Below are 16,103 nucleotides of genomic sequence, written 5' to 3'. Positions count from 1 at the left end.
GCAGAGCCAGCAGCTCGGCGACGACGGGGAGCAGGTGCCGCGGATGCGGCTGCACAGCACCGTCAGCAAGAAGGGCAAGAAGGCCGGCCAGGAGATCTGGACCCTCTACATCGAGGACCGCCGCGGCGAGTCCGGCCGCGCCGATCGCCGCAAACGCGCGAGCGCGCTCTCGGCGGACTTCACCCCGGAGGGCGCGCAGGCGTTCTTCGACTACCACCAGCAGCAGAAGGAGCAGGAACATGAGCGCAGCGCTCGACAGGCTGAAGCAGCAGAACGGGCCCGTGCAGTCGCCGCAGCCGCTCGGCAGTCCGGAGACGATGGAGCTGTTGACCTCGATCCTCGCCGCCGTCGAGGCGCAGAATACGAGGATTGCCACGCTGACCGAGCAGCAGAAGAAGCTCGCGGGGTTCGTGAAGGTCATGGACGAGGAGACGACGAGGCGGCTGGAGCGGATCACGACCCCGGCGTCGACCTCCTCGCCCTCCAGCGACGTGTCCGCGAGGATCGCGAGTATCGAGAGCAGGCAGAACGAGATCGCGAGCACGCTCGGCGAGTTCGCGCAGAGTCTCAACGGCGAGAGCTTGAACGCCGCGTCGCGAACCTTGGTCGCGGAGGCGCAGAAGAATCGCGCGGCTACGGCCTCGGCGATTGAGGGTCTGAAGGTGCAGGCCACAACGAACCAGAAGCTTGTGAGCCAGGTCGGCGGCGCGGTGCAGCGGATCGAGAAGCGTACTGAGGAGCGGGTCGAGAAGGCCGTCGAGCAGGTCGCCGGGGAGGCCTCGGCCACGATGACCGCGAACCTCGACGCCTCGAACGAGCGCGCCGAGCGGATGATGGCGGCGACGGCGAAGCTCGAAGCGCGTCAGCTCTGGTCGGCCGCCGCTGCGATGTGCCTCGCCCTGCTGCCGGTGGTCGTGGTCGTCGCCGGGCTCTGGATGGGCATCGCCGGTCTCATCACGGGCGCTCAGTGGGCGCTCGACGTGGACGGGCGCATCTGGCTCGGCATCGGGCGCTGGCTCGTGGTCTCCGTGGGTCTCGCCGGGGCCGGCTACGGGCTCTTCGCGTCCGTCCGCTCGGCCGCCGGTCTCGTGGAGACGTGGAAGGGTCGCGGGGTGCCGAAGTGGCCGAGGTGGCGATGATGGCTGGATCCGCTCGAGCTACCGGTTCCGATCAGCGGTCGAAGGATTTTCGCAGCAGCCGGTCCTGCGGCCTCGGTGCCGCCGCCCTAACCTGACGAGCATCCCCGCCGTGACGGCCATCACGACGGCGATCCCGGCACCGATGATCCAGGGGTTACCGAGGAGCCCACCGACGCCCGCGAGTGCTCCGCCCGCCGCGATGAGCGGCAGGCCGCAACAGAGCAGCAACGGAAGCGCGCAGCATGCCAGCAAGAGCAGTCCGGTCCCTGCAGCGACGACGGGACCGGCGCGCCGTTCGTCGCGGTCCTGATCGGCGCTCGTCGTCTGCACCTCTTCAGGATGAGATCTCCCCGATTGCCTGCGCTGCCGGTCATGCGCAGCACGACAGCAGCGACGGGTCGGTGGTGAAGGCCTTCGCGGCGATCCGGATGCCCTCGGCCATCGTCAGGTAGGGAGCCCAGGCGTCGGCGATCTCGGCGACGGTCTTGCCGAGCACGTGGACACCGGCGGCGGCGAGCTCTCCGGCGTCCTTGGCGACGGCGGTCAGGCCGAGGATCTCGTTCGTGTCGGCGTTCACGACGATCTTGATGAACCCGCGGGTGTCGCGGTTGACCAGCGCGCGGGGCACGTGGTGCAGCGGCAGGACGCGGCAATCGCAGCGGATCCCCGCAGCAAGCACTTCCTTCTCGGTCATCCCGACCGCTCCGATCGCGGGCCCGGTGAACGTCACCCGCGGCAGGCGGGAATAGTCGACGGCACGATCGGCGTCGGCGAACGCGTTCTCGGCGACGAGGGTGCCGTGGTGGGCGGCGACGTAGACGAACTCGGGGTGCCCGGTCACGTCGCCCGCGGCCCAGATCCGCGGGTTCGAGGACCGCAGCCGGTCGGAGACGACCACCTCGCCGGAGTCCCCGGTCTTCACCCCGACCGCATCGAGGTTCAGGCCATCGGTGACGGGACGGCGTCCGAGGGCGACGAGCACCTGCTCGGCGCGGAACTCCTGCGAGTCGCCGGACACGTCGGCGGTCACGACGGCCTCGCCTCCCGTGCCGCGGGAGACCCGGGTGGGCACCACGCGGCGGACGACGCGGATGCCTTCGTCGGCGAACGCCTCCTGAAGCGCCTTGGACACCTCCGGCTCCTCCTTCGAGGCGAGCCGGGACCGCACCAGCAGCGTGACCTGCGAGCCGAGGCGAGCGAACAGCTGCGCCTGCTCCAGGGCGACGTAGCCGCCGCCGAGCACCAGCAACGACTCAGGAACCTCAGCGAGTTCCATTGCCGTGGTCGAGGTCAGGTAACCGGTCTCCTCCAGGCCGTCGATCGGCGGAGCCCACGGGCGAGAACCAGTCGCGACCAGGAAGTGGTCGGCCTCGATGGTCTCGACCGTCCCGTCGCCGGCGATGATCTCCAGTACCGGGGCGTCTGGGCCGCCGGCGAACGATGCATCGCCGCGGCGGACCTGCCAGCCGTAGGAGTCGGCGACGTCGGCGTACTTCTCGCCGCGCAGCGACTCGACCAGCGCCTGCTTCCCGGCGATCAGCGCAGGCATGTCCACTGTCTCAGCCGTCGCCGCGATCCCCGGGAACCGGCCTGAAGCGTCGGCGGCGACGTGACGGGTGTCGGCAGCGGCGATGAGGGCCTTCGACGGCACGCAGCCGGTGTTCACGCAGGTGCCGCCGAGCGTCCCGCGCTCGATCATCACCACCGACTTGCCGAGCGTGGTCGCACGGATGGCGGCGGCGAATGCTCCGCCTCCGGATCCGATGATGGCGAGGTCGTACTTGGTAGGCATCGCTGCTCCTGTCAGTCCTTGGCTTTCTGCTCTGTCTCAGCCATACTGGACCTTCCAGTGCAGGGGAAGGTCAAGCCTGCTCCTGCCGAACGATCGGAGGCCGCGATGCGCATCGGAGAACTCGCCGAACGCGCGGGCACCACGGCGAAGACGCTCCGCTTCTACGAGGGGCAGGGGCTGCTTCCGCCGGCCGAGCGCACGCAGTCCGGCTATCGCGACTACGCACCCGAGACGGTCGCCCGGATCGACTTCGTCCACCGCGGCCAGGCCGCGGGCCTCACCCTCGCCCAGATCCGCCAGATCCTCGACATCCGCGACGGCGGCCATGCGCCCTGCGAGCACGTGCGCGACCTGCTTGACGTGCGCCTCGCTGAGATCGAGCAGCAGATCGCGCAGCTCTCCGTGCTGCGCGACACTATCGCGGACCTCAGACAGGACGCCGCGCACCCGGACCCTGAAACGTGCAGCACCGATCAAGTGTGTAGGTACTTGTAGACGACGGTAGCCAATGACTCCAACGCTACAACCCCGATATGCGCTAGCGGAGGTCGATGACGCCGGTGCCCACTTCTATGCGCCGGGTGCGCGCCGCGATCGCGGACAGCAGCGGGAAGGGAGAGGCCGCCTGCCGGGCGAAGTGGTGGACGCGGAAGGACGCACCATTCACGCCCAGCTCGTCCGCGGCGACGGACAGGTCGATCGCCTGGGTCAGCATGTCTTTGGCGGTGTACCCGCTCGCAGGGGCTCCGTAGTGGCCGAAGCTCAAGAATCCGAATGACTTCATGTCGGCTGAACGCCGAGGTCATGGCCGAGATTCCCGCGCCCGAGGTCCTGGTCGGGGGCCCCGTCGTCCCGGAGGACTCCTGCCACTGCTCAGCCGGAGTGGAGGTCCGCGGAGACGACGCGGAAGTCGCCGGCCCTGGCTAGCGCCTGGTCGATGATGTCGGGATCCGGCTCGACGGACGCCTGGTGCTTGATGAAGAGGTCCGCGTGCTCACCACCGGTCACCTCGAATGTCGCTTGGCCCAGCCCGTGCTCGGCGAAGATGTCGTACAGGGACTGGAGTGCCTTCTTGACGTCCTTGTCGGTGCGGATGCCGCTGACCGTGAAGCGGCACGAGACGATCTCAGATGCCATCGGTGTCTAGATCCTTCCGTTGAATGCCTGGAGTGCGGAGTCCTCGCGGGTGCCTCCCCGTCCATCACCATAATCGGCGTAATCGCGGATCCAACGGATCGAACTGATCCACTTGACCATCTTGTAGCCATGATTCGATTCTGCCCGCAACCGGGCGGGCGCACCGAGGTGGGTCTCCAGCGGCTCGCCGTTGCGTTCGAACGCAACGATCGTGTCGTCCTCGTAGACGGTGGCCAGGTCCAACACCGCATAGAACGGTTCGCGCGGCCGGTTGTCGAACATCTCCTGCGCCAGACCATACGAATCAACGAGCACGTATTCGGCGCCGTCCGGCCTCGGGCCGATCAGATCGAGGAGGTCGCGCAGGCGCACGCCCGTCCACCGCGAGGTTGCCGACCACCCCTGCATGCACGTGTGGACCGCCACGTAGGAGACCTGAGGCAGCTCTTTGAGATCGGCCAAGTTGAGGGTCTTCTCGGTTCCCGCGAGGTCGTCGCCGAGTGTGATCCGGTAGCCCTCCCAGTCGGTGTCGCGGGCCTCGATCCACTCGGGTGATTCGTCGACGGTGGGCGGCAGTCCGTTGGTCCAGTGGAAGGCGGAGATGTCCTTGTCCGTATACGCGTTCTGTCGGCTCATCCGAGGGCGCAGCCAATTGAGGAAGAGCTTCCGGCCGATCTCCGTCAGCCCGGCCGTGAACCTCTGCGCCCGCGCCCGATCAGCCAGTGACCAGTAGCTCAGCGCGATCCAGAACAGCACTGCAGCAACGATGGTGGCGATCATGATGGTGTAAGCCTGCGCAGCGCGGGCAGTGCTGATGTCGCCGAACACCATGTGGACCATGTTGTGGTCGCCGTGGACCAGGAACACGAGCCCGACGTGCATGACGACGAACCCGGCCATCATCACCATCGCGATGAAGTGCAGGGAACGCGCGCCCTGGTGGCCACCGAGCATCTTGACATACCAGGGGAAGCGGGAACGGATGGCCGGGGCCATGGCGATCCCCGTGAGGATCAGGGACGGCGCCAAGATGAAGATGACGAAGCTGTAGCCCAGCATCTGCAGGGAGTCATATGGAGTGAAGTGCTCGATGCCAGGAGCCTCGAAGCCCAGGTACACAGTCAACGTCTCCCACGCCTCGGGGAGGACGTCCCACGATGTGGGGATGATCCGCCGCCACAGACCGGTCGCGAACAGCAGGACCACGTAGACGAGGCCGTTCAGCACCCACAGCATGACGGACACCCCGTGCCAGTGCCTGCCGAGTCCGATGTTCTCCCGACCGGGCAGTCCGATCAGGGGAGACAGGGACTTCTCGTCCATCAGCGAGGTGTAGACACCCTCTTCCTGGGGCAGCCTGCGACGGGTGAACCGCAGCCACTCCGTGCCCGGAGCACAGTCGTTCCGCCACCACAGACGGGGCATCGAGGACAGGATCTCCCACCCCGAGCGCAGCAGCATGCCGATGAGGACGAAATTGATCAGATGTGTGGCACGCAGCCACAGTGGGAAGTCCGGATTGATCTCCATTGCCGTCTCCGAATCAGGGCTCGACGATGACCTTGCCGGCGGTATGGCCGTCTTCCACTGATGCGATCGCCTGCTGCGCATCGGTGAGTGAGAATCGCCGGCCGATATGCGGGTCGACCAGGCCGTACTGTGCGACCTCGATGATCTTCTGCATGCCTTCGGCGGTCCGGTTCACACCGGAGCCGCCCAGCTGCTCTGCAGTGTCCGGGTCCGCGGTGGTGACGATGTTCTGCGAATCCTTCACAACCTCGGCGATCTCGCGCAGGGCCTGCCCGCCGACCAGATCGATCAGCAGATCCACACCGTCAGGAGCGACCTCCCGAATACGACCAGCGGCACCGGGCCCGGATTCGACGAATGCGGCACCGGTGGACTCGACGATCTGCTGCTTCGAAGCGCTGGCGACTCCGATGACGGTGAACTCGTGGACTTTCCCGATCTGGGAGGCGAGTAATCCCACTCCGCCTCCGGCACCGAGGATGAGCATGGTCTGGCCAGGCTCCAACTCGATCTGGTGCGTCACGTCGTAGGCGGTCGCGCCGGCGACCGGCAGAGCCGCGGCGGCGGCGAAGGAGAGTTCCTCGGGCTTGAGCACGGTCTGCTTCGCATCCAGCAGAGTGTGCTGTGCGAATGTTCCGTGGCCCTTCGCCGCGAGGCCGACAACCTCATCGCCGACCGCGATTCCATCCACGTCGACCCCCACCGCTGTCACAACGCCAGCCGCCTCGCGGCCCATCGGTGCTGGAAGCTGCCAGTGATCTCCCATCTGCCCCGCGCGGATCTTCCAATCCGCGGGGTTCACACCTGCAGCCTTCACCTCGAGCGCGACCTGTGACGGGCCCGGCGGCGGCAGCTCGCGGTCCATGAACTCTTGGGCTTCGGCTCCTCCGTACTGCGTGAAGACCAGCACTGTGGACATCTGACTCTCCTCTTCGAGTGTCGGGCCCCGTCGCGCGTGAATCCGGCGGGGCTCGGCGTGCGTTCTCAGGCCTGCGGCGGGGTGTCCTCACCGGAGGCCTCTACCGCGTCGGCTTCTTCCTTCGTAGCGTACTGGGCGTCCGCCGCGTGCTCCGGTGGGGAGTAGACCGTGTACAGCACGAGTGGTTCGTCACCGGTGTTGCGGAAGTTGTGCTGCGCACCGGCAGGAACGGCGCACTGGTCACCGGCCCCGATCGTATGCGTCTCGCCGGCCAGATCCGCGTGACCGGTGCCAGAGACGAAGGTGAGGATCTGATCGGTGCTCTCATGCACCTCGTCGCCGATCTCGCCTCCCACAGGCACTGACATGAGGACGATCTGAGAGTGCCTGCCGGTCCAGATCACCTTCCGGAAGTCCTGGCTGTCCTTCGCGATGTCCGCGATGGTGAAGTGCTCGATGTTGCCCGGGATGCTGAAATGCGTCTCAGTCATGATGCGAGTGTGTTCCTTTCGTGTGTGCTGTGCGGGGTGTTCGGGGTGCGTGCGGTCTTCGGCATCGCCGTGGAATGAACGTCGTTGCGCATGAGCCGCATCGCGTTGAGGATCACGATCAGGACGGAGCCCTCGTGGACGAGCATGCCCATTGACATCGTCACTCCACCGGCGAAGACGCCGATCAGCAGTGCCAAGACGGTGGCGAGTGCGATGACGATGTTCTGCTTCATCACGCTCACGGTGCGCTTCGCCAGGCTGACCGATTCGGGCAGCTTCAGCAGGTTGTCGCCCATGAGTGCGATATCGGCGGTCTCCACAGCCACGGCGGAGCCGGCGGCACCCATCGCCACGCCGATGTCGGCAGTGGCCAGAGCGGGTGCATCATTCACGCCGTCGCCGACCATGGCGACCGTGTGACCCTCGCGCTGCATCTGGGCGACTGCGTCCAGCTTGTCCTCCGGCAGCATCGAGGCGTGAATCTCGTCGATCCCGGTTGCGCGTCCGATGGCTTCCGCGACCAGACGTGTGTCACCGGTGAGCATGACGACCTTCTCCACGCCGGCGGAGTGCAGACGGGACACCATCTCCGGTGCGTCCGTCCGGATCTGGTCGGCCACGCCGATCACGCCGATCACCGATTCGTCGACGGCGATGATCATCGGGGTCTTGCCGGCAGCGGCCAGCGTGTGCGCGGCCTCGCCGGCTCCGCGCTCATCGACGACTTCGTACTGCTCCAAGAGCGGCGCGTTGCCGATCAGGACACGCTGGCCGTCGACGGTGGAGACGATGCCCTTGCCGGCAACCGGCGTCACGTCTCCGGGGAAGCCGGAGGGTCCCACTCCCTCTTCTCGAGCCGATTCCAGGATCGGGAGGGCCAGCGGATGCTCCGATCCGGCCTCGGCGGCGGCCGCCCACCGGAGCACAGCTGTGCGATCGAGCGACGGATCCAGGACCACGACGTCCGTGAGCTGGGGGCGACCCTCCGTGAGGGTGCCCGTCTTGTCGACGGCGACGGCTGAGATCTTCGCGGAGGTCTCCAGGTATTCGCCGCCCTTGATGAGGATGCCGTTGCGGGCGGCGCGGCCGATCCCGGCGACGATGGCGACCGGAATGGAGATCACGAGCGCACCGGGGCAGCCGATGACCAGCAGGGTCAGCGCGAGGACGACATCCTGGGTGATCAGACCGGCGAGCAGCGCGAGGACCATGACCCCGGGCGTGTACCAGGTGGAGAACCGGTCGATGAACGCCTGAGTCTTCGCCTTGGCGTCCTGAGCCTCCTCCACGCGGTGGATGATGCGCGCCAGCGTCGTGTCCGCGCCGACTCCCGTCGCGAGTACCTGCAGGAAGCCTCCGCGCGAGACGGTTCCCGCGAAGACCTGGTCCGACTTCGCCTTCTCCACCGGGATGGACTCGCCCGTGATCGAGGCCTCGTCCACAGCACCCGTGCCTGCGACCACCTGACCGTCGACGGGGACCTTCGCACCATTCTTGATCAGGACGATCTCACCCATCCGCACCTGGTGAGCGGGGATCTCGGTCTGCTTGCCGTCGCGTACGACGACTGCGGAATCGGGGGCGACGGCGACGAGCGCGGCCAGTGCCGAACGCGTCTTGTTCATCGTGGCGGCTTCGAGCGCGTGACCGATCGCGAAGAGCGTGGTCACCGCGGCGGCCTCCCAGAAGTTCCCGATGAGGACGGCGCCGATCGCAGCGATCGAGACCAGCAGATCGATACTGATCAGCCGTACGGTCAGCGCACGGACCGCCTTGATGACGATGTTGTAGCCCGCGATCACGGCGGCTGCGAGCATGAGGAGGTTCGCCAGGGTGAAGGCATGGCCCGAGCCGTGCGCGTGCTCTCCGGCGTCGATCCACCACTGCGGACCGACGACAGAGTTCCAAGTGCCGCCGGCGAGGTGCTCCACCCCGAACGACAGGAGGATGAGGATTCCGGCGGTGACCGGGATGGACCAGTTGCCGTTCCACCACTTCTGAAGCCGACTCACGGGCGCTGACCTTTCTGTGCTGATTGTGCGGATGGGATGAGACGCGATGTCAGAAGGCGGAGGGAGCTGCTGTGTATCCCGCCTTGGCGACGGCGGCGACGAGGTCGTCGACGGACGCCCGGGACTCGTCGTGGTCGACCTCGATGCGAGCGGTCGCGAAGTGCACCTTCACGTCCTCCACGCCCTTGATCCGACCGACCTGCTTCTCGATCTTCTTCACGCAGGAGGGGCAGGAGAAGCCTTCGGCGCGCAGGAGTGTGTGAGTGGTGGTGGGGGCGGTCATGACGGGTCCTTTCGGTTGGGTCGTACGGTTCGACTCCCTGTTCCTGGGAGCTGTTCCCAGACTATGGATCCCAGGGCAGACAGTCCTTGACGTTCGTCAAGGGAACGGAAGTGCTCCCCGGAGGGGGTGGCTGCAGTCGGGTGGGAGGAGCGAACCGGCGGGCAGCGAAGACGTACGGCCCGGTATGGTCCAGAGGTATGAGAAGAATGCTTCCGCTGCGTGAGGCGCACCGAAATGGGACGACCTGTGTGCGGCGGGTCCCGATCTTCTCCGGACTGCCCCCCGAGCAGCAGGACCTGGTGGCCGCGAAGGCTCGACCGATGCGGCTTGCGCGCGGCGAGGTGCTGCACGTGGCAGGTGAACGGGTCGGATCGATGTTCGTGGTGCACACGGGTCAGATCAAGCTCAGCCGAACGATGCCCAGCGGTCGGAATCGGCTGCTGCGCGTGGCCCAGCCCGGCGAGACGGTGGGGGAGCACGCGTTCCTCTCCGGTGACATGACGGAGGAGGAGGCGACCGCCCTGGGGGATGCCCAGCTGTGCGTGTTCGTCCACGAGGACTTCGCAGAACTCGTCGACGAGTACCCGGACATCGCGCTGCGTATGCTGCGGACTCTGGGGGATCGGCTCACTCGGGCGGAGAAGAATCTGACGCTCGGCACTTTCGGCGTCGACGTCCGCCTCGCGGACTTCCTGCTGCAGCTGCCGGTTCGCGAGGGATCCGTCGGAGAAGCAGGTGCGTCAGGGGAGCTGAGGGTGCTGCTGCCGTTGGACAAGAAGGACATCGCCTCGCTGCTGGGCACGACGCCGGAGTCGCTCAGCCGTGCTCTGTCCCGGCTGAGCGCCGACGGGCTCATCCGCGTCGACGGCGACGCCGTCACGCTGGTGGACCCTCAGGCACTGGAGGATCGCGTCGTGGAGGGGTGAGGACCGCGCCTGACTGCTCCGGCGTCACAGCCCCCAGCGGCGCGCCGCTGCGAGTGCTTCGTCGAGTGTTCCGGCGCTGAGCTTCTGATAGAGGCTCCGGACCTGGGACCTCACCGTGTTCTCCGACCGGAACTGCCGCTCAGCGATCTGCCGACGCGTGAGCCCCTGCCGGAGGCCGTCGAGGACTTCGAGCTCACGCGGGGTGAGGGTGGGCCGAGGCCTCTCCAGTGTGGGGATCGGCGGAATCCTGCTGAGCCGCGCGCGCTGAGCATCGGACAGCCGCTGCAGGTGGGAATCCGACAGGACGGCGTGACGCTGCAGCAGCGCCAGGTCGACCAGCGCGCCCTGCCCGGAGACGACGTCCTCGACGAGGTATTCGACCATGTCGCTCTTGTCCTGCCTGTCCATGACGATGTGCAGCTGCATCGCCACATTCAGCCAGCGTGTGCCCAGCACGTCGGTCCGCGCGCGGCCGACGAGCGCGGCGGCATGATCGACGTCACCGATCAGCAGAGCGCGGTAGGCATCCAGGAGTCTCAGCTCGGGAGCATGAGGCGTTGCCGACGCAGGTTCTATCGCGGGCGCTCCGAGAGGATTCGACACCTCGGCCGCGCGGTCGGCGATCGCGAAGAGGTGCTGTGCCAGCGGAGTCTGCGAGGGGTGGGGCCGCTGATGCCGCATGCTGCTGGTGATGATGAGGGCTCGCCGCGGCTGACCCGCCACGAGGCTGCGCATGGCGAGGAGGTAGGCGTGGACCTGCCACGTCTCGTCCTGATCCGGGGTCGCCGGCAGGACACGCAGAGCGGTGTCCATCGCGTTGAGGTCGAGGTCTGCGAGTGCCACGAGCGCTCGCGCGAGGTGCGCGCTGCGGCCGACCATCTTCCGACCCCAGCCGACCTCCCCGATCCAGCGGTCGTGCGCGGTGATCCACTCGCGCGCCTCGTGCGTGTCACCGCGCAGTGCAGTGAGGAGTGCGAGCTTCGACGTGGTGTCGGACAGGAGGAAGTGATGGTCGGATCCCGCGACCTGGTGGTACGCCGCACGATAGCTCGAGTACGCCAGGACGGGGTCTCCGCCGATCGCCAGGGGCACGCCGGAATGAAGATTGACCACGCTGGCCAGCGCCGGGCGGATGCGGCGCTGCGACTCCGCACTGTGCAATGCGGTGAGGAGCCTGCGGGCAGCGACTGCCGCTTGGGCGTCGTGTCCGGCCAGTCGCAGATAGCCGACTTCGAGCAGGCCGAACGACAGCGCCGCCGGCCCCGGGTCTCGGTACAGACTCGTCGTCTTCGCCTGCAGTCGCAGAGCAAGGGTGTCCTTTTCGTGCTCCAGCCTGCCGTCGGGGAGCATGAACGACATGCCGTCCGGGCCCGCCCCTTTGAGCAGTCGGACGGCGGCACCGCCGAACTCGCCGAGCCACTGGTCGATGACGGACGTGGGGAGGGATTCGAACAGCCGTCTGATGATTCGTGCATCCGAGGTGAAGAGGTCCGTCCAGCGTTCGCTGAGGAGGTCGCCCAGCGCATGCCAGTGCCTTCTGGACACCGCGTGCTGCACGGCGGAGGTGACATTGACGGATTCCGCGACCGCATCGATCGCGACGGCGACCAGGTCGTCTGCGAGTGCACGATCGTTCTGGTGGACGAGAGCCGTGAGGCAGTGCCGGATGAGGTCCGGCATGAAGACAGTGCCGTCCTCGTCGAGCACGAGGAAGCCCGCCGCGCGCATGTCGGCGATGGAGGGGGGCGAGCCGTGGATCTCGCGGAAGAACGCCGCCAGCGTGTCCGCGGTGATCGGTTCGAGGAACGCGGCCTTCGCCACCTCCCAGCCGTGATGATGCTGGACGATCCACCGTGACAGTGACGGGAGCATCGCCTCCTTCGCGCGTGTCAGCGCCTGCGGATCGAGCAGGAGGATCAGGGTCGGTTCCAGCCAGCCGCCGGTCAGCCGGTGCAGGTGGGCAGGCTCACCGCTGATCGGTTCGGCTGTGGTCGCGGGCGGCGCCCGCACAGATGCTGTGCTCGTGGCGAGTGCGTCGACCTCGTCGACGGAGAGCAGCAGATCGGACGCGCGCGCCATGCGCCAGTCGTGGTCGGCCAGGACAGTCCAGTCCACAGTGGGGGAGTCGAGGATGACCGCGAGCCGCTGCGCACCGCCGGCGGCCTTGTCGAAGGCCGCGGCGAGTGAGTCGACGGTGTCGACGCCAGGGGTCGGCCGTTGATCCGCGTCGTCGCGGACGCTGACGATCCGCGCGTCGGGCCACGACCGCGCGAACCACTCGTGTCCCAGGCCCGCACGCGCCTCGATGAGGAGGGTGGACTCGCTGCCGGTGAGCGTCGAGGAGAACCGTGACCACGCGGGGTGGTCCATCGTCGTGAGAAGTTCGGGGCCGGTGGTACGGACGTGCATGCCCGGCAGCTCCTCTCCAGTGATCGCATTCGTGCGCTACTCATCCTAATCCAGGCGACACCCGCCTCACCTGCAGAGGAGATCGGTCGCGCGACACTCTTCGCAGGGTGAACTTGAGGGTGAAATCGCCTTCATATCCACATGTTTCGCTCAGCCTACTGTCACGTTTTCGTAGGGTCTAGGGCGACCCTCGGGTGCGCTCGGCGCTCCTGCTTGCGGTCGTCCGCGTGCCTCGGGGAAGGCGGGCGGACCGCCACAACCACAGCAGAAGGACACGAATGTTTGCAGCTTTCAAAGCGCCGCCGGGTCATGCGGCGCGCTTCACCATCTATCTGCTGACGCTGCTCGTAGCGTTCAGCTCGACCATGATGCTGCCGCCCATCGCCGCCGCGAACACGGAGGCACCCGGCGACGGCAGCCCCATCGTCTTCACGGACATCAGCTTCGAAGAAGACGAGTTTGCCAGCGGCACGACGCAGCGTCTCGACGTCGACTGGGAGATCGAGGGTGAGGCGCAGAACCCTGTCACCGTGACGCTGGACATGCCCGAGCAGCTCAACGCATCCAACGATCGCTTCGCTCTGGCGGGTCCCGATGGTGAATCGGCCGGCGAATGCCTCGTGCAGAACAACACGATCACCTGCACGGCTGACGAGGGCTTCATCGAGAACAACCCGTACGACGTGTCCGGGTCGTTCTTCATCCGTGTGAGCTCCACGATCTCCAACACGGAGACGATCGAGCACACCTATGACTTCGGTGACTTCCAGAACGAGGTCACGCTGCACCGGAACGTCAACTGGTGCGAAAAGGACTGCGAGTTCGGCTGGCAGACCGAGGGCAAGTACGGCTGGTACGACAACATCAACGACCAGATCATCTGGTCGGTCAACGTGCCGGCGGACGAACAGGGCATGGGGATCGGCGAGGAGGTCTCGGTCACCGACCTCATGGACGAGGACGATTACACGGTGCTGCGTGAGCGCGGCTACCCGCGTGTCAACGAAGCTCGCTCCATCAGCTACAACAGCTGGGGAAGCGAGTCGCTGGACTACCGCACGATGGATGCGGATCGCCTCGACTGGAGCGACGACGACCTCACGGTCGACTTCGTGACGGCAGAAGGCCTCGGGTCTGATCACGCGGTCGGCGACTGCACGACCAATCAGGGCGAAGAGGTCGACTGCACGCGCGGCACCAAAGGCTCCTTCTACCAGGTCCAGTGGCTCGTCGACGTGAACACGCCCGGAGAGCTGCGCGACAACGGTGACCGCGTCTTCTACAACGGTGCCGAGTGGACCGTCGAGGGCGAGACGAAGACGATCGAGCGCTCGAGCACCACCCGCACCTCCGGCGGCGGCAACATCGTCGGACGCAACTTCGGCAAGTTCCAGCTGACGAAGGAACTCACGGGCGACACGACGCTGAGCCCGGAGTTCCAGGTGGACTACACCTACGAGGAGGACGGCCAGGACCCGCAGGAGCGCTCCGCGACGTTCAGCGCCGGTGACTCGTTCTACAGCCCGGAGATCTGGCGCGGCACCACTGTCACGATCAACGAGGTCAAGCCGACGGACCCCGACAATGTCACGTGGGAGGATCCGGTCTTCGTCGACGCCGACGGCAACGAGGTCACGGAGGTGACCTTCAGCGCGGAGAACGGCAACCTCGGCAAGGTCACACAGCTGACGCTGAAGAACCGCGCAACGCTGAACATGGGCAGCTTCCAGGCCCAGAAGACCGTGGAGAACCCGAACAGCGTCACGCTGCCGGACGACGCGGAGTACACACTGGCCTACAGCTACCCGGCTGATCGCGCGAAGGGCATCCCCGCCGGTTCCGGTGAGCTGACGCTGCCGGCCAACGGCGACGTGGTCGCAAGCGGCGACCTGCCCGTCGGAGCAGAGCTGACGCTCGAAGAGATCGGTCTGCCGAACGTGCCCGGCGCCTCGTGGGCGGATCCTGTCCTCTCGCACGAGACGCTCACGATCGGTGAGGACGAGGTCGTCACGGTCGATGTCACGAACCGGATCACGCAGGACTTCGGTCAGTTCCAGGTGACGAAGTCGACCTCGGGCGATGGGCAGGAGCTCATCCCGGAGGGCACCGAGTTCACCGTCTCCTACAGCTACGAGGAGATCAACGGATTCTCCGGCGGCTCCGGTGAACTCACCGTGGCAGCCGGCGAGACCTCCGATCTCAGCCCGCGCGTGCCGTCCGGTGCGACAGTCACCCTCGAGGAGATGACCCCGGTCGATCCGGAGGGCGGCAGCTGGGGCGAGCCCCAGTTCAGCCAGACCGAGTTCACCGTGGCCAAGGACCAGGTCGTCACGATCGACCTGGACAACCCGATCACGTGGAACAACGGCGACTTCTCCGTGCAGAAGGTCGTCGAGGGCGATGCATCGCACCTCGTCGACGATGCCGTCGCGTTCACGGTCGACTACACCTACACGCTGCCGGAAGCGCTCGGCGCTGAGGACGGCACCGGCGAGGGAACGCTCACCGTCCTCAACGACGGCGAGGCCGTGACCAGCGATCCGCTGCCCTACGACACGCAGGTGGCACTCTCCGAGGTCGAGCCCGGCCCCATCGCGGCTGCGACCTGGACCGGCTCGGACTTCGATCACTCGACGTTCACGATCGGTGATGAGACCACCTTCGGCGTGACGCTGACCAACTCGATCGAGCTCGACCTCGGCGCCTTCAGCGTCGACAAGCAGGTCAGCGGCAACGGCGACCACCTCGTGGCCGACGATGCCCAGTTCACCGTCGCGTACTCGTACCCCGAAGGCCCGAACTTCGAGGCCGGCGAGGGCGAGATCGTGGTGACCCCCGGCGGTGAACCGACGGTCGTGACCGATCTGCCTGCCGGTGCGCAGGTGACACTCGAGGAAGCTGCTCCGGAGAACCCCGAGGGCGGCACCTGGACCGATGTCTCATGGACTGAGGGCAACGTCCTGACGATCGGCAAGGATGAGACCACCGAGGTGGTCCTGGAGAATGCCATCGAGCTCAACACGGGCAACTTCTCCGTGGCCAAGGAGCTCGACGGTGCAGGCTCCGGTCTGCTGCCGGACGACGCCAGTTTCGTCGTGCACTACGAGTACGACGCGGGCGCAGGCTTCGAGGCCGGTGAAGGACAGTTCGAGGTGTCCGCAGACGGCACTCCCGTCACCAGCGGACAGCTGCCGTACGGTGCCGAGGTGCATCTGACGGAGGCTGAGCCGATCAACGTTGACGGCGCGACGTGGGAGGGCTACGAGTTCGACCAGTCGGTCGTGACGATCGGTGACGGCACCACAGTCGAGGTGCTGCTGACGAACACGTTCGGCCTGAACGACGGGTTCTTCTCCGTGACGAAGAGCGTGGAGGGCTCCGGTTCCGGCCTGGTGCCTGAGGACACCGAGTTCACGGTCGAGTACTCGTACCCGGCCGGCAACGGCTTCGAGGCGGGCAGCGGTG

The 16,103-nt window shown here is 66.7% G+C and carries 13 protein-coding genes and 1 pseudogene; 4 read left to right on the top strand and 10 right to left on the bottom strand.

What is annotated here, in order from left to right:
* Positions 1–239 precede the first annotated feature (239 nt).
* Positions 240–1,139 carry a hypothetical protein gene (locus BJEO58_RS15350; protein WP_040004151.1) on the top strand — a complete coding sequence of 300 codons (900 nt, stop codon included), beginning with the start codon at positions 240–242 and terminating at the stop codon, positions 1,137–1,139.
* An 18-nt stretch (positions 1,140–1,157) separates the two neighbouring features.
* On the opposite strand, the gene merT is transcribed toward BJEO58_RS15350, so the two are convergent.
* On the bottom strand, positions 1,158–1,469 hold the full coding sequence (merT, locus tag BJEO58_RS15445; RefSeq protein ID WP_006358984.1) for a mercuric ion transporter MerT: 312 nt from the start codon (positions 1,467–1,469) through the stop codon (positions 1,158–1,160).
* A gap of 40 nt (positions 1,470–1,509) precedes the next feature.
* Positions 1,510–2,931, bottom strand: coding sequence for a mercury(II) reductase (gene merA, locus BJEO58_RS13105; protein ID WP_006215442.1), 1,422 nt, complete (start codon positions 2,929–2,931; stop codon positions 1,510–1,512).
* A gap of 105 nt (positions 2,932–3,036) precedes the next feature.
* Here merA and BJEO58_RS13100 point away from each other — a divergent pair, with 105 nt between their 5' ends.
* Positions 3,037–3,426 (top strand): heavy metal-responsive transcriptional regulator, encoded by a 390-nt coding sequence (locus BJEO58_RS13100; RefSeq protein ID WP_006215441.1) that lies wholly within the window; start codon positions 3,037–3,039, stop codon positions 3,424–3,426.
* Positions 3,427–3,472: 46 nt separating this feature from the next.
* Here BJEO58_RS13100 and BJEO58_RS13095 read toward each other — a convergent pair.
* The 7 genes and pseudogenes from BJEO58_RS13095 to BJEO58_RS13065 form a co-directional block, all read right to left on the bottom strand.
* Positions 3,473–3,715: pseudogene (locus tag BJEO58_RS13095) on the bottom strand (LLM class flavin-dependent oxidoreductase); the annotation flags it as partial.
* An 89-nt stretch (positions 3,716–3,804) separates the two neighbouring features.
* On the bottom strand, positions 3,805–4,068 hold the full coding sequence (locus BJEO58_RS13090) for a hypothetical protein (RefSeq protein ID WP_101589925.1): 264 nt from the start codon (positions 4,066–4,068) through the stop codon (positions 3,805–3,807).
* A 6-nt stretch (positions 4,069–4,074) separates the two neighbouring features.
* Positions 4,075–5,598: a molybdopterin-dependent oxidoreductase gene (locus BJEO58_RS13085; RefSeq protein WP_101589924.1), complete on the bottom strand. Its 1,524-nt coding sequence runs from the start codon at positions 5,596–5,598 to the stop codon at positions 4,075–4,077.
* 13 nt (positions 5,599–5,611) lie between these two features.
* Positions 5,612–6,517, bottom strand: coding sequence for an NADP-dependent oxidoreductase (locus BJEO58_RS13080; RefSeq protein ID WP_101589923.1), 906 nt, complete (start codon positions 6,515–6,517; stop codon positions 5,612–5,614).
* Positions 6,518–6,582: 65 nt separating this feature from the next.
* Positions 6,583–7,008, bottom strand: a complete 426-nt coding sequence (locus tag BJEO58_RS13075) for a cupin domain-containing protein (RefSeq protein WP_101589922.1) — start codon at positions 7,006–7,008, stop codon at positions 6,583–6,585.
* A complete protein-coding gene (locus BJEO58_RS13070) occupies positions 7,005–9,020 on the bottom strand; it encodes a heavy metal translocating P-type ATPase (RefSeq protein WP_101589921.1) in 2,016 nt (671 codons plus the stop codon). The genes BJEO58_RS13075 and BJEO58_RS13070 overlap by 4 nt, the downstream gene beginning before the upstream one ends.
* A 49-nt stretch (positions 9,021–9,069) precedes the next feature.
* Positions 9,070–9,303: a heavy-metal-associated domain-containing protein gene (locus tag BJEO58_RS13065; protein WP_101589920.1), complete on the bottom strand. Its 234-nt coding sequence runs from the start codon at positions 9,301–9,303 to the stop codon at positions 9,070–9,072.
* Positions 9,304–9,500: 197 nt separating this feature from the next.
* Between BJEO58_RS13065 and BJEO58_RS13060 the strand changes: the two genes are divergently transcribed.
* Entirely contained in the window at positions 9,501–10,229 is a 729-nt protein-coding gene (locus BJEO58_RS13060; protein WP_246076034.1) for a Crp/Fnr family transcriptional regulator, read from the top strand.
* A gap of 24 nt (positions 10,230–10,253) precedes the next feature.
* On the opposite strand, the gene BJEO58_RS13055 is transcribed toward BJEO58_RS13060, so the two are convergent.
* The gene (locus BJEO58_RS13055; RefSeq protein WP_101589918.1) at positions 10,254–12,638 is read right to left on the bottom strand and encodes a helix-turn-helix transcriptional regulator; all 2,385 of its coding nucleotides are present in this window, start codon (positions 12,636–12,638) and stop codon (positions 10,254–10,256) included.
* Positions 12,639–12,916: 278 nt separating this feature from the next.
* On the opposite strand from BJEO58_RS13055, the gene BJEO58_RS13050 reads away from it, so the two are divergent.
* Positions 12,917–16,103: DUF5979 domain-containing protein (locus BJEO58_RS13050; protein ID WP_145997558.1), on the top strand; the 3,187-nt coding region annotated here is incomplete at its 3' end.

The sequence above is a fragment of the Brevibacterium jeotgali genome (assembly GCF_900169175.1).
Taxonomy (GTDB): domain Bacteria; phylum Actinomycetota; class Actinomycetes; order Actinomycetales; family Brevibacteriaceae; genus Brevibacterium; species Brevibacterium jeotgali.
This window is presented reverse-complemented; position numbering and strand designations above follow the sequence as displayed.